This is a genomic window from Streptomyces goshikiensis (genome assembly GCF_014650555.1).
GTDB lineage: Bacteria > Actinomycetota > Actinomycetes > Streptomycetales > Streptomycetaceae > Streptomyces > Streptomyces goshikiensis.
The window spans coordinates 187777-209065 of record NZ_BMVE01000005.1; the positions used below are offsets into that span (position 1 = coordinate 187777).

Genomic DNA, 21289 nt, shown 5'->3' on the forward strand with positions numbered 1-21289 from the left:
GAATCTACGCGCGTTGTTCAGGCCTCAAAAGGGGAGATGGCATGACGTTCGACCGCAGGGCTTTTCTGGGGACCACGGCTGCGACGGGTGCGGCCGTGGCGTTGGCGGGGGCCACGAGCTCCCCGGCTGCCGCGCACTCGGAGTCGCGGCCGCGGACGTACTCGTTCACGGTGATGGGTACGACCGATCTGCACGGGAATGTCTTTAACTGGGACTATTTCACGGACAAGGAGTTCGACGACAAGGCGCACAACGACGTCGGTCTGGCGAAGATCTCGACGCTGGTGAACCAGGTGCGGGCGGAGAAGGGGCGGCGCAATACGCTGCTGATCGATGCCGGTGACACGATCCAGGGCACGCAGTTGTCGTACTACTACGCGAAGGTGGATCCGATCACCGCGCGGCGGGGTCCGGTGCACCCGATGGCGCAGGCGATGAACGCGATCGGGTATGACGCGGCGGCGCTGGGGAACCACGAGTTCAACTACGGCATTCCGGTGTTGCGGAAGTTCGAGGAGCAGTGTGATTTCCCGCTGCTGGGGGCGAACGCGCTGGATGCGAAGACGCTGCGGCCGGCGTTCCCTCCGTACAGCGTGCACTGCTTGCGGACGCCGTTCGGGCGGGATGTGAAGGTGGCGGTGCTGGGGCTGACGAACCCGGGGATCGCGATCTGGGACAAGGCGAACGTGCAGGGGAAGATGACGTTCCCGGGTCTGGAGGAGCAGGCGGCGAAGTACGTGCCGCGGCTGCGGGCGCTGGGTGCGGACGTGGTGATCGTGTCGGCGCATTCGGGTTCGAGCGGTACGTCGAGCTACGGGGACCAGTTGCCGTACGTGGAGAACGCGGCGGGGCTGGTGGCGGAGCAGGTGCCGGGGATCGATGCGATTTTGGTGGGGCACGCGCATACGGAGATCCCGGAGTACCGGGTGAAGAACAAGGCGACCGGCAAGGACGTGGTGTTGTCGGAGCCGCTGAAGTGGGGTCAGCGGCTTACGCTGTTCGACTTCGAGCTGACGTGGTCGAAGGGCTGCTGGTCGGTGGCGAAGGTGTCGGCGAAGGTGCTGAACTCGAACGCGGTGGCGGAGGATCCGAAGATCACGCGGCTGTTGTCGGATGAGCACCGCAAGGTCGTGGCGTATGTGAACCAGGTGATCGGTACGTCGACGCAGGCGATGTCTTCGGCTGAGGGTCCGGTCAAGGACGTGGCGATCATCGATCTGATCAACCATGTGCAGGCGGAGACGGTGAAGGGGGCGCTGGCGGGTACGGAGTGGGCGGCGCTGCCGGTGCTGTCGCAGGCTTCGTGTTTCTCGCGGACGGCGTCGATTCCGGCGGGGCAGGTCACGATCAAGGATGCGGCGGGGCTGTATCCGTTCGAGAACACGCTGGAGGCGCGGCTGCTGACGGGTGCGCAGCTGAAGGATTATCTGGAGTTCTCGGCGCGGTATTTCGTGCGGACGGCGCCGGGTGATGTGGTGGATCCGGCGAAGCTGACGAATGCGGAGAGCATTCCGGATTACAACTATGACGCGGTGTACGGGCTGGTGTACGACATTGATGTCGCGCAGCCGGTGGGGTCGCGGATCACGGGGTTGTCGTTCCAGGGGAAGCCGGTGGATCCGGCGGCGCGGTTCGTGTTCGCGGTGAACAATTACCGGGCGTCGGGTGGGGGCAACTTCCCGCATGTGGCGCAGGCCAAGCAGTTGTGGTCGAACTCGGAGGAGATCCGGAACACGATCATCGGTTGGGTGAAGGCGAAGGGGACGGTGGATCCGGCGCAGTTCGCTTCGGTGGACTGGCGTCTGACGCGGGCCGGGGTCGCGGTGTTCTAGGCGGTGGGGGTGGCCGGCCGTGGTGTGTGGCGGCCGGCCACCCTTCGTTGGTGCGGGTCCGGTCAGTTCCGTGCGCCGGCGCGGCGCATCCGGGCGGCGAGCAGTGCTCCGGCGCCGGCGATGAGCGCGGTGCCCGCGCCGCCGGCGATCAGGGTGGTGTTGTCGCCGGCGCCGGTGGTGGCGAGGGGCGTTCCGTTGTGGCCCTGGGCGGCGACGGCGGTGTTGCCGGTGCCGGTGCCCGTTCCGGTACCGCTGCCGGTGGTCTTGCCGCCGGTTCCGGTGCCCGTTCCGGTGCCGTTGCCCTGCTCCTGGCCGTCCTTGCCGGGGGCGGGCTTCTCCTTGTCCTTGGCCGCCTGGTCCTTGGCTGCCTGGTCCTTGTCCTTGGCGCGGGCCTCGTGCTGGCCCGTCTTGAGGAACTCGGTGCGGTCGGCGGGGGTGCCGGCGAGGGCGGCGCGGCCCGCCTTGAGGATTTCGGGGCCGCCGACGCTGATGATCTGGGCGATGGTGACGCGGTTGTCCTGGTCGCGCAGTTGGTACTGGGTCACTTCGAGGAAGTGGCGCAGTTCGGCCGGGGTGGGCGATCCGTTCATGAGTTTGCTGATCGCCTCGCTGAGGCCGGGGCCGTCCCAGCCTTCGTCGATGCGGGCCAGTTCGACGAGGTCGTCGGAGGCCTGGGCGCGGTAGCGGCCGGTCTTCAGGAACTCGGCGCGGCCGGCGGGGCTGCTTTCGAGTGCCTTCTTGGCGGCTTCCTTGACGGCCGGGCCGCCGGTGCCGATGAGGCGGGAGATGGCGACCTTGTTGTCGTCGTCGCGCAGCTCGTGCTGGGTCACCTCGTAGAAGTGGCGGAGCTGTTCGGCTTTGGTCGCGCTGTCGAGGATCTCGTTGATGCCCCTCTTGAGGCCGGGGCCCGCGTCGGGGAGGAGCCGGAGGAGCACGATGCGGTAGTCGTCGACGCGGATCCTGTGCTGGTCGGTCTCGATGAACTTGCGCATGGCCTGCGGGCCGTCGGCGATGGCCTTGTGGCCGGCTTCCGTCATGTACTCGCTGGCCATCGGGTGGTTGATGATCGCGAGGATGGTCTTGCGGTCCTCGTCGGCCTGGCCGGGTGCGGTGCGGTCCGGCGTGGTCGGTGCCGGCTGGTTGCCTTGGGCCGGGGCGTCGGTGCCGGCGGCGAACGCCGGTGACGCGATGAGGACGGCCGGAGCCAGGGCAGCGGTGGTCACCGCTGCGGCGATCCGGGAAAACTTCACAGACAAAACCCCCTGGAAACGTTTCTTCGTTAGAAGGGACGTTCGACTTGTGGGGATGGTTGTACGGGGTGCGGGCCCCGCCCCTGTGACGGCCTCGGCGCGCTCAGGGGTGGGGTGTCGTTTTTCCTCGTGGGCGGTACGGCGGCCTCTCAGGGGTGGTCGGCGAGGGGGCGGAGTTCGCCTGCCGGGCGGGGGCGGGTGTGTTCGCGCTGGTCGAGGCCGAAGGTGGTGAAGGCGGTGCGGGCGGGCTGGGGGTAGGGGTCTTTGCCGGTGAGGGTGTTGAGGATGGCGGCGCTGCGCCAGGCGGCGAGGCCGAGGTCGGGGGCGCCGACGCCGTGGCTGTGGCGTTCGCCGTTCTGGACGAAGACGCTGCCGGTGACGGCGGGGTCGAGGTTCATGCGGTAGCGGTCGTCGATGCGGGGGCGGCCCTCGGAGTCCTTGCGCAGGTAGGGGTCGAGTCCGGCGAGAAGGCGGCCGAGGGGGCGTTCGCGGTAGCCGGTGGCGAGGATGACGGCGTCGGTGGTGAGGCGGCTGCGGGTGCCCTGTTCGGTGTGTTCGAGGTGGAGTTCGACTTTGGTGGTGGCGACGCGGCCGGCGGTGCGGACGGTGACTCCGGGGGTGAGGACGGTGTCGGGCCAGCCGCCTTCGAGGGTGCGGCGGTAGAGCTCTTCGTGGATGGCGGCGATGGTGCCGGCGTCGATGCCCTTGTGGAGTTGCCATTGGGCGGGGACGAGCCGGTTGCGGACGGGTTCGGGCAGGGAGTGGAAGTACCGGCTGTAGTCGGGGGTGAAGTGTTCGAGGCCGAGCTTGGAGTACTCCATGGGGGCGAAGGAGGGGGTGCGGGCGAGCCAGGTGAGGCGTTCGCGGCCGAGGGGGCGGGTGCGGAGCAGGTCGAGGAAGATCTCGGCGCCCGACTGGCCGGATCCGATGATGGTGACGTGTTCGGCGCCGAGGACGCGTGCGCGGTTGTCGAGGTATTCGGCGGAGTGGATGACGGGGACGGTGGGGGCTTCGGCGAGGGGGCGCAGGGGTTCGGGGATGTGGGGGGCGGTGCCGATGCCGAGGGCGAGGTTGCGGGTGTAGGTGCGGCCGAGGGCTTCGGCTTCGCCGTCGGTGTCGAGTTGGGTGTAGTCGACTTCGAAGAGGTCGCGTTCGGGGTTCCAGCGGACGGCGTCGACCTGGTGGCCGAAGTGGAGTCCGGGGAGGCGGCCGGCGACCCAGCGGCAGTAGGCGTCGTATTCGGCGCGCTGGATGTGGAACTGCTCGGCGAAGTAGAAGGGGAAGAGCCGTTCCTTGTGCTTGAGGTAGTTGAGGAAGCTCCAGGGGCTGGCGGGGTCGGCGAGGGTGACGAGGTCGGCGAGGAAGGGGACTTGGAGGGTGGCGCCTTCGATGAGGAGTCCGGGGTGCCAGCGGAAGTCGCGGCGCTGGTCGTAGAAGACGGTGGCGAGTTCGCCGGCTCCTTGTTGGGGCAGGCCCTGGGCGAGGGCGGCGAGGGAGAGGTTGAAGGGGCCGATGCCGATTCCGACGAGGTCTTGGGGGGCGTCGAGTTGGGCGGTCATGGCTGGGTTCTGCCTTCCAGGAGGGTGACGAGGGTGTCCAGGTCGCCGGCCGTGCTGTGGGGGTTGAGGAGGGTGGCTTTGAGCCAGAGGCGGCCGTCGGCGGTGGCGCGGCCGAGTACGGCGCTGCCGTCGAGGAGGAGGGTGCGGCGCAGGGTGGCGAGCTGGTCGTCGTCCGTGGGGGTGGGGCGGAAGAGGACGGTGGTGAGGGTGGGGGCCGAGTGGAGTTCGAAGCGGGGGTGGGCGTCGAGGAGTTCGGCGAGGTGGTGGGCGGCGGCGCAGGTGTGGTCGATGAGGCGGGCGAGGCCGTCGCGGCCGAGGGAGCGGAGGGTGGCGGCGATTTTGAGGGCGTCGGGGCGGCGGGTGGTGCGCAGGGAGCGGCCGAGGAGGTCGGGGAGGCCGGCTTCGGTGTCGTCGGTGGCGTTGAGGTAGTCGGCCTGGTGGGCGAGGGGGGCGAGCAGGGCGGTGTCGGGTACGGCGATCAGGCCTGCGGCGACGGGTTGCCAGCCGAGTTTGTGCAGGTCGAGGGTGATGGAGTGGGCGCGGTGCAGGCCCTGGAGCTTGTGGCGGTGGCGGGGGCTGAGGGTGAGGAGGCCGCCGTAGGCGGCGTCGATGTGGAGTTCGGCGCGGTGGTGGTCGCAGAGGTCGGCGATGGCGTCGAGGGGGTCGATGAGTCCGGCGTCGGTGGTTCCGGCGGTGGCGGTGACGAGGACGGGGCGGGGGGTGCGGGCGAGGGCCTCGTCGAGGCGGGCGGGGTCGAGGGTGCCGGTGGGGGTGGGGAGGGATTGGGCGGGGGGCAGGCCGAGGAGCCAGGCGGCGCGGGGGACGGAGTGGTGGGCGTTGGCGCCGTGCAGGACGGTGAGGCGGGGGCCGTGGCGTTCGCGGGCGAGGAGCACGGCGAGCTGGTTGGCTTCGGTGCCGCCGGTGGTGACGAGGGCGTCGGCGTGGGGGGTGCCGTAGAGCTCGGTGGCGAGGGTGCGGGTGAGGAGTGCCTCGATGGCGGAGGCGGCGGGGGCCTGGTCCCAGGAGTCGAGGGAGGGGTTGAGGGCGCTGACGGCGAGGTCGGCGGCGGCCGCGACGGCGAGGGGCGGGCAGTGCAGGTGGGCGGCGCAGAGGGGGTCGGCGGGGTCCGCGGCGCCGGCGGCGAGGGTGTGTACGAGGGTCCGGAGCGCCTCGTGGTCGCCGGTTCCGTGTTCGGGCAGTACGTCGCCCAGCGCGGCGGTGACGCGGGCGGCGACGGCGTCGGGGCCGCCGGCGGGCAGGGGGCCGCGGCGGGCGGCGGTACCGGTGCGGAGTGCGTCGAGGACGGTGTCGAGGAGGGGCCGCAGCGCGTCGGCGCCGCCGGGGCCTCCGGCGAGCGGGGGCAGCGGGGCGGGGGTACCGGGGGTACCGGGGGGCGCGTTCATGCGGGGTCCTCGCGGGTGCGTGGCGGCGGTGCCGTGCGGGTGTCCGACGGCCGGTGCGGTTCCGTACGGCGGCGCCGGGGCCGGGCTCCCGACGGGTACAACGATCAGACCCGAATGGGGTAACCGCCGGGCTTCGCCCCCGCCCCCACCGGAACCGATCCCGCAGGCTCCGAGTCCCGGCCGGAGGCGACCCCGCGCCGAGGCCGGAACCGATCGCCGGAGGCTCCGAGTCCCGGAGGAGGTTGGCCCCACGACAAGCCCAGGCTGCACCCAAAGCCGGGCCGTGCCCGGGCCCGCCGGGGCCCGGGGCCGCCGGGGGGCGCCGAGGCCCGGCGGAGGCAGCGTGCCCGCCCCGGGCACCGGGCGGAGGCCGCGCCGGAGCGGGCCCGCGCCCGGGGCCAGGCCGGGGACGGTCGGACGTCCCGGCGCGCTGGGGCCGGGGCCGGGCGGAGGTAGGCGGGCCCGGGCCGGACATCGGGCGGGCGGGGGTCGTGTTGGGGCGTGGCGTGTTGGGCCCCGGCCCGGGCGCCGCGCGGGCCCGGGGGCGTGTCGCCCCCGGGGCGCGGCCCAAGCCCGGGGCAGCGCGGGCCCCGGCCGGGGCGCGGTGCGGGCGCGGGGGCGTGTGGCGGGGTTAGGGGGTGCGGGTGTGGAGGGCTCGGGAGAGGTCGTCCAGTTGGTCGATGAGTTTGCGGCGCAGGGACGGCTGGATGTCGGGGTGTTCCAGGCAGGCGCGGCCGGCTGTGAGGGTGTCCTCCTCGATGGCGTAGCCGGGGAAGGCCCAGTGGCCGGCGGCCTGGCCGATGGCGGGGCCTCGGCGGGCGGCGAGGGCGACGGCGTCCGGGTAGTAGCGGGGCACGTAGTCCCGTACGAGTTCGGCTTGTTCGGGCTGCCAGAAGCCCTGGGCGACGGCCTTGAAGAGGTAGTTGGACAGGGTGTCGTCGTGGAACATGCGCTGCCAGGCGGCGGCCTTGGCCTCGGCGGTGGGCAGGGCGGCGCGGCAGCGGGCGGCGCCTTCCTCGCCGGTGGCGCTGGGGTCGGCGGCGAGGGCGGCGTCGATCTCGGCTTCGCCGGCGGCGCCGAGTACGCAGAGCCGGGCGAGGATGCGCCAGCGCAGTTCGGGGTCGAGTTCGGGGCCGCCGGCGACGGTGCCTTCGGCGAGCCAGCCCAGGAGGGTGTCGGGCTGGGTGGCGCTGTCGACGAAGACGCGTACGGCGGTGAGCCGCATGCCGGGGTCGGAGCCGTCCTCGGTGCGCCGTAGCAGGGCCCGGGTGGTGCCGGTGAGGGTGGCGAGGGCGGCGGTGCGCTGCTCGGGTGTGACGTAGCGCAGGGCGATGTGTTCGCGGGCGAAGGCGAGGACGCCCTGGACGACGGCGAGGTCGGTTTCGTCCGGGAGGTGGGCTTCGACGGCGCCGAGGTAGGTGGCGGGGGCGAGTTCGCCGTCGCGGACCATGTCGCGCAGGGAGTTCCACACGACGGCGCGGGTGAGCGGGTCGGGGATGCGGGACAGGGAGCTCAGGGCGGTGGCCACGGAGGTGTCGTCGAGGCGGACCTTGGCGTAGGTGAGGTCGCCGTCGTTGAGGAGGAGGAGTGCGGGGCGGGGGCCGCTGACGGAGACGACCTCGTCGGTGGGGAGGTCGAGGGTGAGGGGTTCGCGGGCTTCGAGGGTGTCGTCGGGGTGGCGGTCGTAGGCGCCGACGGCGATGTGGTGGGGGCGGGTGCCGGCGCGGTCGACGGTGAGGGTCCAGCCGGCGGGGCCGTCGGTGCTGTCCTGGATGCGCGGGGTGAGGGTGTCGGCGCCGGTGGTGCGCAGCCAGATGTCGGCCCAGGCGTGGACGTCGCGGTCGGTGTGGGCGGCGAGGGAGTCGACGAAGTCGGCGAGGGAGGCGTTGGCGAACTTGTGGCGGGTGAAGTGGGTGTTGATGCCGGCGAGGAAGTCCTTCTCGCCGAGCCAGGCGACGAGTTGGCGCAGGGCGGAGGCGCCCTTGGCGTAGGAGATGCCGTCGAAGTTGAGGAGGGCGGAGGCGGTGTCGGGGACGGCGTCGGCGTCGGGGGCGACGGGGTGGGTGGAGGGCCGTTGGTCGGCGTCGTAGCCCCAGGGCTTGCGTTCCATGGCGAATTCGGTCCAGGTGCCGGTGAAGCGGGTGGCTTCGGTGAGGGTCTGGTAGCCCATGTACTCGGCGAAGGACTCGTTGAGCCAGATGTCGTCCCACCAGCGCAGGGTGACGAGGTCGCCGAACCACATGTGGGCCATTTCGTGGGCGATGACCATGGCGCGGCGCTGGCGTTCGGTGTCGGTGACGGCGGAGCGGAAGACGTATTCGTCGCGGAAGGTGACGAGGCCGGGGTTTTCCATGGCGCCCGCGTTGAATTCGGGGACGAAGGCCTGGTCGTAGGAGTCGAAGGGGTAGGGCTCGGAGAACTTCTCGTGGTAGCGGTCGTAGCAGGCGGTGGTGAGGGAGAGGATTTCGTCGGCGTCGGCGTCGAGGTGGGGGGCGAGGGAGCGGCGGCAGTGGATGCCGAAGGGCAGTCCGGCGTGCTGGGTGTGGATGCTGTGCCAGGGGCCGGCGGCGACGGCGGCGAGGTAGGTGGAGATGACGGGCGTCGGGGCGGACTTCCAGATTCCGGCGCCGTCGTCCTCGCGGCGGCCGGTGAGTTCGGTGATGCCGTTGGCGAGGACGGTCCAGTGGGCGGGGGCGGTGACGGTGAACTCGAAGACGGCTTTGAGGTCGGGCTGGTCGAAGGCCGCGAAGACGCGCTGGATGTCTTCCATGAACATCTGGGAGTAGACGTACGTCTCCCCGTCCGCGGGGTCGGTGAAGCGGTGCAGGCCTTCGCCGGTGCGGGAGTAGCGCATCCGGGTGTCGACGCGCAGCTCGTGGGGGCCTTCGGTCAGGCCGTTGAGGGGGAGGCGGTTGCCGTCGAGGCCGGTGGGGTCGAGGGGGTGGCCGTCGAGTTCGGCGGAGCGCAGTTCGTCCGGTTTGAGCTCCACGAAGGTGTCGGTGGTGTCGGCGGCGGCGTCGGCGCGGACGCCGAAGCGGATGACGACGGTGGAGTCGAAGGTGTCGTCGCCGACGGTGAGGTCGAGGGCGACGGCGTAGTGGTGGACGTCGAGTGCCTGGGCTCGGAGCTGCGCTTCGGTGCGTGTCAGTGCGGACATGGGGCCCATGCTGCCGCAAAGGGCTGCCGGGCCCCAGGGGGTGTTACTCCTCGCCGGCGGCGATCGTCTCGTGGTGGCGGATGACTTCGGCGATGATGAAGTTGAGGAGTTTCTCCGCGAAGGCCGGGTCGAGTTTGGCGTTCTCGGCGAGCTGGCGCAGGCGGGCGATCTGGCTGGCTTCGCGGGTGGGGTCGGCCGGCGGCAGCTGGTGCTTGGCCTTGAGGTGGCCGACCTGCTGGGTGCACTTGAAGCGCTCGGCGAGCATGTGGACCACCGCCGCGTCGATGTTGTCGATGCTGTCGCGCAGGCGGGCCAGCTCGGCGGTGACGTTGTCGTCGGTGTGGTCGGTGTCGCTGCTGTTCATGGTCCCCGAGAATACGTGGCCGGAGTGTTCGCTTCCTCTGGCGGTCGACCTGTGAGACCGGGCCCGGCGCGTTCGGGGGCGGAGGCGGGGGCGGTGGTGGTGGTGGCGCCCGTGCCGGTGGTGGCGGCAGGCGGGCCGCCTCAACCGGCGGGGCCGGGCTCGCGTCTTTCCGGGGGGAGGCCGGTGGCTCCGCCGTGGAGCGCCGCGTGGACGCGCTCGGAGGTGCCTGACGATGACGGTACGCGGCGCATCGCCATCCCCGGGGCCCGCCCGCGAGGCGGGTACGCCGGAACGCCGTGCCTGCGGTTCGACGGCGGACGGCACGCCGGCCCGGGGCGCGGCCCCGGCCGAGACGGCGGCGCGCGTTACGACGCACAGTGCGCCCCCGGACGAGACGGCGGAGTCGAGCGCGGCCCCGCGCAGGACATCGGCGCGCGGTACGACAGGTGCCCGCCGGGCAGGAGCGGCGGGAAGCCGGGGCGGCCGGGGTGCCGCCGCAGGCGGAACGCCGACACGGGACGCGACAGGCGGCCACCGAGCAGCAGCGGCCGAGGGCCAGGCCCACCGGAATGCCCCCGCAAGCGGGACACCGACAGGCGGCCACCGGCCAGCAGCCGCCGGGAGCCGGGGCTGCGGGGATGCCTCAGCAGACGGGGCGCCGACGCGGGACGCGGCAGGCAGCCACCGGGCGGCGGCGGCCAGGGGCCAGGCCCACCGGAATGCCCCCGCAGACGGGACATCGGCGCGCGGCGCGACAGGCGGCCACCGGACAGCAGCGGCCGAGGGCCAGGCCCACCGGAATGCCCCCGCAGACGGGACATCGGCGCGCGGCGCGACAGGCGGCCACCGGGCAGCAGCGGCCGAGGGCCAGGCCCACCGGAATGCCCCCGCAGACGGGACATCGGCGCGGGGCGCAGCAGGCGGCCGCCAGGCAGCAGCCGCCGGGGGCCGAGCCTGCCGGGGTGCCGCCGCAGGCGGAACATCAGCGCGCGGCACGGCAGGCGGCCGGGCGGGGGCGGCCTGGGTCAAGGCCCACCGGGGTCCCGCCGCAAACGGGACGCCGACGCGCGGCGCGACAGGCGGCCACCGAGCAGCAGCCGCTGGGGGCCGGGGCTGCCGGGGTGCCGCCGCGGGCGGGACCCCGGCGCGGGGCGCAGCAGGCGGCCGCCGGGCGGGAGCGGCCAGGGGCCAGGCCCGCCGGGGTGTCGCCGGGGGCGGGGCGTCGGCGCGGGGCGCGGCAGGCGGCCACCGGACAGCAGCGGCCGGGGGCCGGGGCGGCGGGGATGTCGCCGCAGACGGGGCAGCGGTGGCCGGGGGCCGGGGTGGCGGGGGTGCGGCCGCCGTGGGGGTGGGGCCTCGGCCCTCCGGCCGGTTCGCGCTCGGCCGGAGGGGCGAGGGGTCTTCGGGGCCGGGGTCAGAGCGTGGCGGCCGCGTTCTTGATGGCGGTGGCGAAGGTGGAGACCTCGGTGTAGACGCCGGGGTAGTTGGGCCGGGCGCAGCCCTCGCCCCAGCTGACGATGCCGACCTGGATCCACGCGTTGTTGTTGTCGCGGCGGAACATGGGGCCGCCGGAGTCGCCCTGGCAGGTGTCGACGCCGCCCTGGGGCAGGCCGGCGCAGATCTCCTCGCCGGGGACGAGGTCGCTGCCGTAGGCGCTCTGACAGCCGGCGTCGGAGACGAAGGGGACGGTGGCCTTCATCTGGTAGCGCTGCTGGCCGCCGCCCTCGCGGGTGGCGCCCCAGCCGGCGACGGTGAAGGTGCCGTTGTCGTAGGCCTTGGTGTCGGCGATCTTGAGGGTGGGCAGGTTGATGGGCTTGGCGAGTTTGATGAGGGCCCAGTCCTTGCCCTTGCCGTTGTAGCCGGGGGCCTGGAGGACCTTGGTGGACTTGACCTTGACGGCGCTGGAGCTGTTGAGGTCGACGACTCCGGCGGTGGCGGTGATGGAGGTGTTGTTGCCGGAGCCGTCCACGCAGTGGGCGGCGGTGAGGACGATCTGCTGGGTGTAGAGGGCGCCGCCGCAGCCCATGGAGAGGCGGACCATGAAGGGGAATTCGCCCTGGGCGGCGCGGGTGCCGCCGACGACGGGGGCGGGTGCGGCGCCCGCGTTGGCGGGCTGGAGGCTGACGGCGGCGAGGGCTACCGCGCCGACCGCGAGGGTGCGCTTGAGGGCCTGGGCAAGGGTGGACACAGTCAACACACTGCCTTTCGTGGGGGGTTGGGCCGTGCGCGTCATCGGGTGAATGACACGTCCATGACACATCGCAGGGGCGGCCGGCATCAAGAACGCGTTTTTGGCCAATTTCCGGCAGGCCTTGCGGCCAGGGGGACGTCATGACGGAGAACACGAAGAACACGGAGAACACGGAGAACCGCGGGCCGGGCAGCCCGATCGAGCACGGTTTTCCCCATCTGGACACGGTCCGCCGGTCCCTCACCGCCCTGCTCCGGCGGCTCTCCGGCGACGGGGTCCGCGCCTACGACACCCCGTTCGCCCCCGCCGACGCGGCCTTCGGGCCCGACGACGACCTCTACCTCGGTGCCCAGCGGGTGGCCTCCGCGATGGTGCGGGCGCTGCGGCTGCCCGACGCGCGGATGGTGGTCGGCTTCCGGGCGATGGAGCACGCCGCGACCGTGGAACTGACCGCGGGCCCCGAGTACTTCATCGAGGTCAACGACCGCTTCCGCACGCACCGCCGCGATCTGGCGGCGGCCCTCGCCCACGAGGTCACCCACGTCCTGCTGCACCGCCTGGACCTGCGCTTCCCGACCACCGCGGAGAACGAGATCCTCACCGACACCGCCGCCGCCTGCCTCGGGCCCGGCTGGCTGCTCCTCGACGCCTACCGCGAGGACGCGCTGACCCACCAGAAGCTCGGCTACCTCACCCCGGAGGAGTTCGGCTACGTCCTCGCCAAGCGCGCCTGCCTGCTCGGCGAGGACCTCTCCGCCTGGTTCACCAGCCCCCAGGCCTACGAGGCCTACGTGCGCGGCCGGGAACGGGCCGCCCGGGACCACCGCCGGGCTCCCCTGGCGGCCGCGGGCCGGCCCGAGCGCCGCCGCTACGCGGCCGCCCGCCGGGCCGGAACCGCCGCGCCCGGATCCTCGTACCGCTTCGAGCGCCAGGCCGGCGGCGGGCTGCGGGTGGAGTTCCCCTGTCCGGTGTGCGCGCAGCGGCTGCGGCTGCCGGTGCGGGGGCCGCTCACGGCCCGCTGCGCGCTGTGTCACACGGTGCTCGACTGCGACACCTGACCGGTCCGCGGGATTGCCCGGAACATGATGGGGCCGGGGCGGTTCAGGGCGGGTCGGGGGTGGGTACAGATATCCCACGCACAAGTGCGGGATGCGGGCCCGACCCCTCGCCAGGGGGCCGGGCCCGGACCGTTTTCCGGGGCCGCCGCCACCCGCCCCGGCACGCGCCCCGCCGCCTCCTCCACCCCCCGCCCCACCCCGTCGCCCGCCCCGCTACTCGGCCCCGTACACCGGGTGCGGGGGCTCGGCGCGGGAGAGGAGTTTGGCCGCCGCCTCGCCCGCCTCCGCCGGGGTCCAGCGGGCGCCGCGGTCGGCCGTGGGGCCCGGCCGCCAGCCCTCCATCACGGTGATCCGGCCGCCCTCCGCCTCGAAGACCCGGCCCGTCACCCCCGCCGACGCGTCCGAGCCCAGCCACACCACCAGCGGCGACACGTTCTCCGGGGCCATCGCGTCGAAGGAGCCCGCCCCCGGGGCCGCCATGGTGTCCGCGAACGTCTGCTCCGTCATCCGGGTCCGCGCCGCCGGCGCGATCGCGTTCACCTGCACCCCGTACCGCGCCATCTCCGCCGCCGCGACCAGCGTCATCCCGAGGATGCCCGCCTTGGCCGCGCTGTAGTTGCCCTGCCCGACCGATCCCAGCAGCCCGGCGCCCGAGGAGGTGTTGACCACCCGGCCCGCCACCGCGCGCCCCGCCTTGGCCTGCTCCCGCCAGTGCGCCGCCGCGTACTTCAGCGGCAGGAAGTGCCCCTTGAGGTGCACCCGCATCACCGCGTCCCAGTCCGCCTCCTCCAGGTTGACCAGCATCCGGTCCCGCAGGAACCCCGCGTTGTTGACGAGGGTGTCCAGCCGGCCGAACGCCGTCAGGGCCGCCCCGACCAGCGAGGCCGCGCCCTCCGGCGACGCGATGTCCTTGCCGTGGGCGACGGCCTCGCCGCCCAGTGCCCGGATCTCCGCGACCACCTGCCCGGCCGGGCTGTCCTCGCCCGGCTGTCCGTCCAGCCCCACGCCCAGGTCGTTGACCACGACCTTGGCCCCCTCCGCCGCGAACGCCAGCGCGTGGGCGCGCCCCAGTCCCCGCCCCGCGCCCGTCACGATGACCACGCGGCCCTCGGCGATTCCCGTCATCTCAGCTCTCCCTCGTCCTGGTTCACAGTCGCCGCATCCAAAAACGCCGGGCGTTCCCCGCCGCCGTGCAGGAGCAGGCTCGCCCCGCTGACGTACCCGGCCCGGTCGGAGGCCAGGAACACCGCCGCCTCCCCCACCTCCGAGGGTTCCGCCAGCCGCCCCAGCGGTACGGTCGCTCCCACGGCCGCGATCCCCGCCTCGTCCCCGTAGTGCAGGTGCGCGAGCTCGGTCCTCACCATTCCCAGCACCAGCGAGTTGACCCGTACCCGCGGCGCCCACTCCACCGCCATCGAGCGGGCGAGGTTCTCCAGCCCCGCCTTGGCCGCCCCGTACGCCGCCGTGCCGGGCGAGGGCCGGGTGCCGCTGACGCTGCCGATCATCACGACCGAGCCCCGGCTCTCGCGCAGCCACGGGTACGCGGCCAGCGAGGCGGTCAGCGGGGCCAGCAGGTTGAGCTCGACGACCCGTGCGTGGCGCTCGGCCTCGCCCTCCCCCAGCAGCCGGTACGGGGTGCCGCCCGCGTTGTTGACCAGGCAGTCGAGCCGCCCGTGGCGGGCCGCGACCGCGGCGAAGAAGTCCCGTACGGCGGCCGGGTCGCGCAGGTCCAGCGCGGTGAAGGAGGCCGCGCGGCCCGCCGCGGCGACCGGTTCGCGCGGCGGACGGCGGGCGCAGACGACCACCTCCGCGCCCGCCGCGAGGAACGAACGCGCGATCCCGGCGCCAACGCCCCGGGTTCCGCCGGTGACGACGACGACCCTCCCGTCCAGCTCCATCGGCTGCTACCTTCCTCACCTAACAAATGTTTGGTGGAAAGGTAGCTGATCCGCTCATGGGTGTCTCCACCTCAAGCCCGGGCAAGGGCATCGCACTCGTCACAGTCGACTTCCCACCCGTCAACGCGCTCCCCGTACAGGGCTGGTACGAGCTCGCCGACGCCCTGCGCTCCGCCGGCCGCGACCCCGAGACCCGCTGCGTCGTCCTCGCCGCCGAGGGCCGGGGCTTCAACGCCGGCGTCGACATCAAGGAGATGCGGCGCGACTCCGGCCACGGCGCCCTCATCGGCGCCAACCGCGGCTGCTACGAGGCCTTCGCGGCCGTGTACGAGTGCGAGGTCCCGGTCGTGGCCGCCGTGCACGGGTTCTGCCTGGGCGGCGGCATCGGGCTCGTCGGCAACGCCGACGCGATCGTCGCCTCCGAGGACGCCACCTTCGGACTGCCCGAGCTCGACCGGGGCGCCCTCGGCGCCGCCACCCATCTGGCCCGGCTCGTCCCCCAGCACCTGATGCGCGCCCTGTACTACACCTCGCGCACCGCCACCGCCGCCGAACTGCACGCGCACGGCTCGGTCTGGCGGGTGGTGCCGCGCGCGGAGCTGCGGTCCGCCGCCCTCGCGCTCGCCGCCGAGATCGCCCTGAAGGACGGGTACCTGATCCGGCTCGCGAAGGCGGCCATCAACGGCATCGACCCCGTGGACGTGCGCCGCAGCTACCGCTTCGAGCAGGGCTTCACCTTCGAGGCCAACCTCAGCGGGGTCGCGGCCCGGGTCCGCGACACCTTCGGAGAGGAGGAGCGCTCATGACCGACAAGTCCATGACCCCCGAGGACGTGGTCGGGCGGCTGCGCAGCGGGATGACCCTCGGCATCGGCGGCTGGGGTTCCCGGCGCAAGCCGATGGCCCTGGTGCGGGCGCTGCTCCGGTCCGAGATCACCGATCTCACCGTGGTCTCGTACGGCGGCCCCGACGTCGGCCTGCTGGCGGCCGCCGGCCGGATCCGAAGGCTCGTCGCCCCCTTCGCCACCCTCGACTCGATCCCGCTGGAGCCGCACTTCCGGGCCGCCCGCGAGGCCGGCGCGTTCGAGCTGACCGAGCTCGACGAGGCCATGTTCATGTGGGGGCTGCACGCCGCCGCGAACCGGCTGCCCTTCCTCCCCGTCCGCGCGGGCCTCGGCTCCGACGTGATGCGGGTCAACCCGGAGCTGCGCACCGTCACCTCCCCCTACGCCGACGGCGAGGAGCTCGTGGCCGTGCCCGCGCTGCGGATGGACGCGGCCCTCGTCCACCTCAACCGCGCCGACCGGCTCGGCAACGCCCAGTACCTGGGCCCGGACCCGTACTTCGACGACCTGTTCTGCGAGGCGGCCGACGCCGCCTACGTCTCCTGCGAGCAGCTCGTGGAGAGCGCCGAGCTGGCCAAGGCGGGGCCGCCGCAGTCGCTGCTGGTCAGCCGGCATTGCGTCACCGGGGTGGTGGAGTGCCCGAACGGGGCGCACTTCACCTCCTGCGTCCCCGACTACGGCCGTGACGAGGCGTTCCAGAAGCTGTACGCGTCCACCCCCTGGGCGGAGTTCGCCGCCCGCTTCCTCCGCGGCGCGAGCGAGCAGGACTACCAGCGCGCCGTCCGGGCCTGGCACGAGGAGCAGAGTTGAGCAGCGGGAGAAGCGAGAGCGCGGCGGCGCCGGTCAGCCGCGCCGAATACTGTGTGGTCGCCTGCGCCGAGGCCTGGCGGGACAACGGCGAGGTGCTGGCCAGTCCGATGGGGCTGATCCCCTCGTTCGGGGCGCGGCTGGCGAAGCGGACCTTCTCCCCCGATCTGCTGCTGACCGACGGGGAGGCGATGCTGGTCGGGCTCGACGGCAGCGCCGAGGGCTGGCTCCCGTACCGCCGTCACCTCACGATGGTGACGGGCGGCAGGCGGCACGTGATGATGGGGGCGAGCCAGATCGACCGGTTCGGCAACCAGAACATCTCCTGCGTCGGGGACTGGGAGCGGCCTTCGCGCCAGTTGCTCGGGGTGCGCGGGGCGCCCGTCAACACGCTGAACAATCCGGTGAGTTACTGGGTGCCCCGGCATTCCCTGCGGGTCTTCGTCGAGCGGGTCGACATGGTCAGCGGCGTCGGTTACGACCGTGCCGAGGCGGCGGGGGTGACCCGCTTCCACCGGCTGCCGCGGGTGGTGAGCGATCTCGGCGTCTTCGATTTCACCGGCCCCGGGCACAGCATGCGGCTGGTTTCCCGCCACCCGGGGGTCGCCGTCGAGCAGGTGCGGGCGGCGACCGGGTTCGAGCTGGCGGGCGCGGACGGCGAGGTCCCGTACACCCGGGAGCCGACGGCGCGCGAGCTGGCGCTGATCCGCGAGGTGATCGATCCCGAGGGGCTGCGCGAGCGGGAAGTACGGGGATGACGCGATGAAGACGGCGTTCACGAAGCTGGTCGGGGTCGAGCACCCGATCGTGCAGACGGGCATGGGCTGGGTCGCCGGGCCCCGCCTGGTGTCGGCGGCCGCGAACGCGGGCGCCCTCGGGATCCTGGCCTCGGCGACGATGACCCTGGAGCAGCTGCGCTCCGCGGTACGGGAGGTCGCGTCCCGGACCGACGCCCCGTTCGGGGTGAACCTGCGCGCGGACGCGGGGGACGCGGCCGAGCGGGCCGCTCTGATCGCCGACGAGGGCGTACGGGTGGCCTCGTTCGCGCTGGCCCCCTCGAAGGAGCTGATCGCGCGGCTCAAGGACGCGGGCGTGGTCGTCATCCCGTCGGTCGGGGCGCGCCGGCACGCCGAGAAGGTCGCGGCGTGGGGCGCGGACGCGGTGATCGTGCAGGGCGGTGAGGGCGGCGGGCACACCGGGGACGTGGCGACGACGGTGCTGCTGCCGCAGGTGGTCGACGCCGTGGACATCCCCGTGATCGCGGCGGGCGGCTTCCACGACGGCCGGGGTCTGGTCGCGGCGCTGTCGTTCGGGGCGGCGGGCGTCGCGATGGGCACCCGGTTCCTGCTGACCTCCGATTCCACCGTCCCGGACGCGGTGAAGGCCGAGTACCTGAAGGCGGGCGTCCGGGACGTCACCGTGACGACGGCGGTCGACGGGCTGCCGCACCGGATGCTCCGCAGCGAGCTGGTCGCCTCCCTGGAGCGGGCGGGCCGGGCCCGGGCGCTGGCCAGGGCGGTGCGGCACGCGGCCGGGTTCCGGAAGCTGTCGGGGCTGTCGTGGTCGCGGATGGTGCGCGACGGCCTCGCGATGAAACACGGCAAGGAGCTGTCCTGGAGCCAGGTCCTGCTCGCCGCGAACACCCCGATGCTCCTGAAGGCGTCCATGGTCGAGGGCCGTACGGACCTCGGCGTCATGGCATCGGGCCAGGTGGCCGGTGTGATCGAGGACCTCCCGTCGTGTGCGGAGCTCGTCACCCGGGTCATGGCCGAGGCGCACACCGTGCTGGAACGGCTGCACGGACTCAACCCCCCGCACCCGCTCGGCACCCTGCCACCACCAGGGTGATCCCCCTTCTCCTCCCCAGGAGTCGCCCAGATGAGCCGTGCCCGAATCCGCCTGGCGACCGCGGTGCTCGCCGCCGCCCTCGCCATGGCGGGCCTGCCCGCCTCCGCGTTCGCGCGGACGGCGCCCGCGACCGCCGGCGCCCAGCACCGGTACCCGGCGCACCCGCAGGCGGAAACGATTCGCCAGATCCCGCTCCAAGGCGCGGTCAACGTCCGTGACCTGGGCGGTTACCGCACCTGGACGGGCGGCAAGGTCCGCCGGGGCCTGGTCTACCGTTCCGACGCGCTGAGCAGGCTGACCCCTGCCGACGTCACCACCGTCGCCGGCCTTGGCCTCACCGAGGTCGTCGACTTCCGCATCCCGGCGGAGCTCCAGTACGACGGCGCCGACCGGCTGCCCGCCGGGCTCACCGCCACCTCACGCCCCGTCAGCGACCTCGGTCTGTACGCGACCCTGGTCGGCGCGATCGCCAGCGGCGACCCCGTCCAGCAGGAGCGGATGCTCGGCGGCGGCCGCGCCGAGGCGTACATGCGCGACATCTACCGCACGTTCGTGACGAGCCCCGAGAACCGGGCGCAGTTCGCGGCGACCCTGCGGGAGATCGCGGACGGCCGGGGGCCGCTGCTCTACCACTGCACCTCGGGCAAGGACCGGACGGGCTGGCTGAGTTACGTACTGCTGCGCGCCCTGGCCGTGCCCGAGGACACCGCCGAGCGCGACTACCTGGCCTCCAACACCTTCCGGGGCGCGTACGACGCCCAGGTGCGGGCGGGCCTGAAGCAGTCCGGGCGGATGCTGAACCCGGACCTGCTGATCCCGCTCCAGGAGGTCCGTACGGACTACCTGGACTCCGCGACGGCCCGGATGGAGGCCGATTTCGGCGGCTTCTACGGCTACCTGACGGACGGTCTGGGCCTGGACCTCAGGACCCTGGCGAAGCTCCAGGCCAGGCTGGTCGGGTAACGGGCCGACGGGCCCGGACAGCGCAACGCCGGGCAGCGCGTGTGCGCTGCCCGGCGTTGCGGCGTGTGGAGAGAGGGGTCAGGAGCTGGTGCGCCCCGCGGCGGGACGACCGCCACCGGAGCGGCGGCGCGAGGCCGCCGGAGCGCCGCCGGTGCGGGCACCGCCCTGGCCGCCGCCCGCCTGGCCGCGGGCGCCGCCCTGGCCGCGCCCGGCGGACTGGCCGCCCTGGCCGCGCGAGCCGGCCTGGCCGCCGCCACCCTGACCGCCGGCGGAGCGGGCCCGGCGCGGCCGGCCTTCGCCCGTACCGGCCGCCGGGGCGGAGGCACCCTGGGCGCCGCCCTGGCCGCCACCGGAGCGGCGGCGGGCGCCGCCGGAACCGGAGCCGGAACGGCCGGAGCCGGAGCGCGCCTTGGGCTGCGGCGGCTGCGGGACCTCCAGCACCACGGGGATGCCCGAGGGCTCCTTGGCGCCGGTGAGGCGGGACAGCTCCTCGTCGGAGGACTTGATCTGCGCGGTGCGCGGGGAGATGCCGGCGTCCGACATCAGGCGGGTCATCTCGCGGCGCTGGTCGGGCAGGACCAGGGTGACCACGCTGCCGGACTCGCCGGCGCGGGCGGTACGGCCGCCGCGGTGCAGGTAGTCCTTGTGGTCGGTGGGCGGGTCCACGTTCACGACGAGGTCGAGGTCGTCGATGTGGATGCCGCGCGCGGCCACGTTGGTGGCGACCAGCGCGGTGACCTCGCCCGTCTTGAACCAGTCCAGGGTCCGGTTGCGCTGCGGCTGCGAGCGGCCGCCGTGCAGGCCGGAGGCGCGGACGCCGTCCGCGAGGAGCTTCTTGACCATGCGGTCGACCCCGCGCTTGGTGTCGACGAACATGATCACCCGGCCGTCGCGAGCGGCTATGCGCGTCGCCACGGCCTTCTTGTCGGTCTCGTCCATGACGTACAGGACGTGGTGCTCCATGGTGGTGACCGCGCCGGCCGACGGGTCGACGGAGTGGCCGACCGGGTCGTGCAGGAACATCTTGACGAGCTTGTCGATGTTCTTGTCGAGGGTCGCCGAGAACAGCATGGTCTGGCCCTCGGGCCGGACCTGCTTGAGCAGCGCGGTGACCTGCGGCATGAAGCCCATGTCGGTCATCTGGTCGGCCTCGTCGAGGACCGTGATGGCGACCTGCGAGAGGTCGGCGTCACCGCGGTCGATGAGGTCCTTGAGGCGGCCGGGGGTGGCGACGAGCACCTCGGCGCCGCGGCGCAGGGCGCCGGACTGCCGGTTGATCGACATGCCGCCGACGACGGTCGCGATGCGCAGGTTGACGGACGTGGCGTACGGGGCCAGGGCGTCGGTGACCTGCTGCGCGAGCTCGCGGGTCGGTACGAGGACCAGCGCGAGCGGCTGCTTGGGCTGGGCGCGGTGCCCGGCGGTGCGGGCCAGCAGGGCCAGGCCGAAGGCGAGGGTCTTGCCGGAGCCGGTGCGGCCGCGGCCGAGCAGGTCACGGCCGGCCAGCGAGTTCGGCAGCGTGGCGGCCTGGATCGGGAACGGCTCGGTGACACCCTGGGCGGCGAGGGTCTTCAGCAGCGCCTCGGGCATGTCCATGTCCTCGAACGCGGCGACCGGCGGGAGCGCCGGGGTCAGCGGTTCGGGCATGGTGAACTCTTGGGGCCTGGCTACGGGGGCGGACTTCTGCCGTCCCGCGCCAGACTTCGGACGCCCCTGGGCCGCACCTCGACCCCGGGTGGGGCGGCGGCTGGGTCGTGCGGAGCTGGAGCTGGTCATGCGAGAAAGCCCTCCTGAAACCGGCAGGTAAAACGAGCGGTGCGAGTCGGAACAGCAGACAAGCCGGGGCCCGCACCTCGCGGTGCGGACCCCGGCATGCTGAAGAAATTAGGCGGGGAGGATGTTCTCCGCCTGGGGGCCCTTCTGGCCCTGGGTCACGTCGAAGGAGACGCGCTGACCCTCGGTGAGCTCACGGAAGCCCTGGGTGGCGATGTTCGAGTAGTGGGCGAACACGTCCGGACCGCCACCGTCCTGCTCGATGAAGCCGAAGCCCTTTTCCGAGTTGAACCACTTCACGGTGCCAAGTGCCATTTTGAATCTCCTGAATAGGCGGCAAGG

General features: G+C 73.1%; 17 protein-coding genes. 7 read left to right on the top strand and 10 right to left on the bottom strand.

All coding sequences use genetic code 11. The features are described from left to right. Positions 1-41 precede the first annotated feature (41 nt). Positions 42-1832 (top strand): bifunctional metallophosphatase/5'-nucleotidase, encoded by a 1791-nt coding sequence (locus IE248_RS17125; protein WP_073798917.1) that lies wholly within the window; start codon positions 42-44, stop codon positions 1830-1832. Between the two features lie 62 nt (positions 1833-1894). Here IE248_RS17125 and IE248_RS17130 read toward each other — a convergent pair whose 3' ends face one another. The 6 genes from IE248_RS17130 to IE248_RS17155 all read right to left on the bottom strand — a co-directional run bounded on the left by IE248_RS17130 (position 1895) and on the right by IE248_RS17155 (position 11798). Next, entirely contained in the window at positions 1895-3055 is a 1161-nt protein-coding gene (locus tag IE248_RS17130) for an ALF repeat-containing protein (protein WP_190031097.1), read from the bottom strand. A 176-nt stretch (positions 3056-3231) separates the two neighbouring features. After that, positions 3232-4641 (bottom strand): lysine N(6)-hydroxylase/L-ornithine N(5)-oxygenase family protein, encoded by a 1410-nt coding sequence (locus tag IE248_RS17135; RefSeq protein WP_037797400.1) that lies wholly within the window; start codon positions 4639-4641, stop codon positions 3232-3234. After that, a complete protein-coding gene (locus IE248_RS17140) occupies positions 4638-6044 on the bottom strand; it encodes a pyridoxal phosphate-dependent decarboxylase family protein (protein ID WP_190031098.1) in 1407 nt (468 codons plus the stop codon). The genes IE248_RS17135 and IE248_RS17140 overlap by 4 nt, the downstream gene beginning before the upstream one ends. A gap of 631 nt (positions 6045-6675) precedes the next feature. Then, entirely contained in the window at positions 6676-9201 is a 2526-nt protein-coding gene (gene pepN / locus IE248_RS17145; protein ID WP_190031099.1) for an aminopeptidase N, read from the bottom strand. A 43-nt stretch (positions 9202-9244) separates the two neighbouring features. Beyond that, entirely contained in the window at positions 9245-9565 is a 321-nt protein-coding gene (locus IE248_RS17150) for a chorismate mutase (RefSeq protein ID WP_037797402.1), read from the bottom strand. 1414 nt (positions 9566-10979) lie between these two features. After that, the gene (locus IE248_RS17155) at positions 10980-11798 is read right to left on the bottom strand and encodes a serine protease (RefSeq protein WP_373301533.1); all 819 of its coding nucleotides are present in this window, start codon (positions 11796-11798) and stop codon (positions 10980-10982) included. A 98-nt stretch (positions 11799-11896) separates the two neighbouring features. On the opposite strand from IE248_RS17155, the gene IE248_RS17160 reads away from it, so the two are divergent. After that, positions 11897-12814 (top strand): hypothetical protein, encoded by a 918-nt coding sequence (locus IE248_RS17160; RefSeq protein ID WP_190031100.1) that lies wholly within the window; start codon positions 11897-11899, stop codon positions 12812-12814. A gap of 213 nt (positions 12815-13027) precedes the next feature. On the opposite strand, the gene IE248_RS17165 is transcribed toward IE248_RS17160, so the two are convergent. Together IE248_RS17165 and IE248_RS17170 are read right to left on the bottom strand one after the other, a co-directional pair. Then, the gene (locus tag IE248_RS17165; RefSeq protein ID WP_008743904.1) at positions 13028-13939 is read right to left on the bottom strand and encodes an SDR family oxidoreductase; all 912 of its coding nucleotides are present in this window, start codon (positions 13937-13939) and stop codon (positions 13028-13030) included. After that, entirely contained in the window at positions 13936-14712 is a 777-nt protein-coding gene (locus tag IE248_RS17170; RefSeq protein ID WP_190031101.1) for an SDR family oxidoreductase, read from the bottom strand. The genes IE248_RS17165 and IE248_RS17170 overlap by 4 nt, the downstream gene beginning before the upstream one ends. A gap of 56 nt (positions 14713-14768) precedes the next feature. On the opposite strand from IE248_RS17170, the gene IE248_RS17175 reads away from it, so the two are divergent. Genes IE248_RS17175 through IE248_RS17195 form a run of 5 tightly spaced genes read left to right on the top strand, consistent with a single transcriptional unit; the run spans position 14769 to position 19174 of the window. Next, positions 14769-15518 (top strand): enoyl-CoA hydratase family protein, encoded by a 750-nt coding sequence (locus IE248_RS17175; protein WP_190031102.1) that lies wholly within the window; start codon positions 14769-14771, stop codon positions 15516-15518. Then, positions 15515-16366 carry a CoA transferase subunit A gene (locus IE248_RS17180; protein ID WP_190031103.1) on the top strand — a complete coding sequence of 284 codons (852 nt, stop codon included), beginning with the start codon at positions 15515-15517 and terminating at the stop codon, positions 16364-16366. The genes IE248_RS17175 and IE248_RS17180 overlap by 4 nt, the downstream gene beginning before the upstream one ends. Then, positions 16363-17121: a CoA-transferase subunit beta gene (locus IE248_RS17185; protein ID WP_190031104.1), complete on the top strand. Its 759-nt coding sequence runs from the start codon at positions 16363-16365 to the stop codon at positions 17119-17121. Before IE248_RS17180 ends, IE248_RS17185 begins: the two co-directional genes overlap by 4 nt. Before the next feature lie 4 nt (positions 17122-17125). Next, positions 17126-18211, top strand: coding sequence for an NAD(P)H-dependent flavin oxidoreductase (locus IE248_RS17190; RefSeq protein WP_100583286.1), 1086 nt, complete (start codon positions 17126-17128; stop codon positions 18209-18211). A gap of 30 nt (positions 18212-18241) precedes the next feature. Then, positions 18242-19174, top strand: a complete 933-nt coding sequence (locus tag IE248_RS17195) for a tyrosine-protein phosphatase (RefSeq protein WP_073798928.1) — start codon at positions 18242-18244, stop codon at positions 19172-19174. 78 nt (positions 19175-19252) lie between these two features. Here the strand turns inward: IE248_RS17195 and IE248_RS17200 are convergent, their stop codons facing one another. Both IE248_RS17200 and IE248_RS17205 read right to left on the bottom strand, forming a co-directional pair. Further along, positions 19253-20950 (bottom strand): DEAD/DEAH box helicase, encoded by a 1698-nt coding sequence (locus tag IE248_RS17200; protein WP_073798929.1) that lies wholly within the window; start codon positions 20948-20950, stop codon positions 19253-19255. 108 nt (positions 20951-21058) lie between these two features. Beyond that, complete coding sequence (locus tag IE248_RS17205) at positions 21059-21262, bottom strand: cold-shock protein (protein WP_008743912.1); 204 nt, start codon at positions 21260-21262, stop codon at positions 21059-21061. Positions 21263-21289: the final 27 nt, after the last annotated feature.

Coding starts and splice junctions, on each gene's coding strand:
- IE248_RS17125 (WP_073798917.1), top strand. CDS start 42: ATGACGTTCGACCGCAGGGCTTTTCTGGGGACCACGGCTGCGACGGGT.
- IE248_RS17135 (WP_037797400.1), bottom strand. CDS start 4,641: ATGACCGCCCAACTCGACGCCCCCCAAGACCTCGTCGGAATCGGCATC.
- IE248_RS17140 (WP_190031098.1), bottom strand. CDS start 6,044: ATGAACGCGCCCCCCGGTACCCCCGGTACCCCCGCCCCGCTGCCCCCG.
- pepN (WP_190031099.1), bottom strand. CDS start 9,201: ATGTCCGCACTGACACGCACCGAAGCGCAGCTCCGAGCCCAGGCACTC.
- IE248_RS17150 (WP_037797402.1), bottom strand. CDS start 9,565: ATGAACAGCAGCGACACCGACCACACCGACGACAACGTCACCGCCGAG.
- IE248_RS17155 (WP_373301533.1), bottom strand. CDS start 11,798: ATGACGCGCACGGCCCAACCCCCCACGAAAGGCAGTGTGTTGACTGTG.
- IE248_RS17160 (WP_190031100.1), top strand. CDS start 11,897: ATGACGGAGAACACGAAGAACACGGAGAACACGGAGAACCGCGGGCCG.
- IE248_RS17165 (WP_008743904.1), bottom strand. CDS start 13,939: ATGACGGGAATCGCCGAGGGCCGCGTGGTCATCGTGACGGGCGCGGGG.
- IE248_RS17170 (WP_190031101.1), bottom strand. CDS start 14,712: ATGGAGCTGGACGGGAGGGTCGTCGTCGTCACCGGCGGAACCCGGGGC.
- IE248_RS17175 (WP_190031102.1), top strand. CDS start 14,769: ATGGGTGTCTCCACCTCAAGCCCGGGCAAGGGCATCGCACTCGTCACA.
- IE248_RS17180 (WP_190031103.1), top strand. CDS start 15,515: ATGACCGACAAGTCCATGACCCCCGAGGACGTGGTCGGGCGGCTGCGC.
- IE248_RS17190 (WP_100583286.1), top strand. CDS start 17,126: ATGAAGACGGCGTTCACGAAGCTGGTCGGGGTCGAGCACCCGATCGTG.
- IE248_RS17195 (WP_073798928.1), top strand. CDS start 18,242: ATGAGCCGTGCCCGAATCCGCCTGGCGACCGCGGTGCTCGCCGCCGCC.
- IE248_RS17200 (WP_073798929.1), bottom strand. CDS start 20,950: ATGACCAGCTCCAGCTCCGCACGACCCAGCCGCCGCCCCACCCGGGGT.
- IE248_RS17205 (WP_008743912.1), bottom strand. CDS start 21,262: ATGGCACTTGGCACCGTGAAGTGGTTCAACTCGGAAAAGGGCTTCGGC.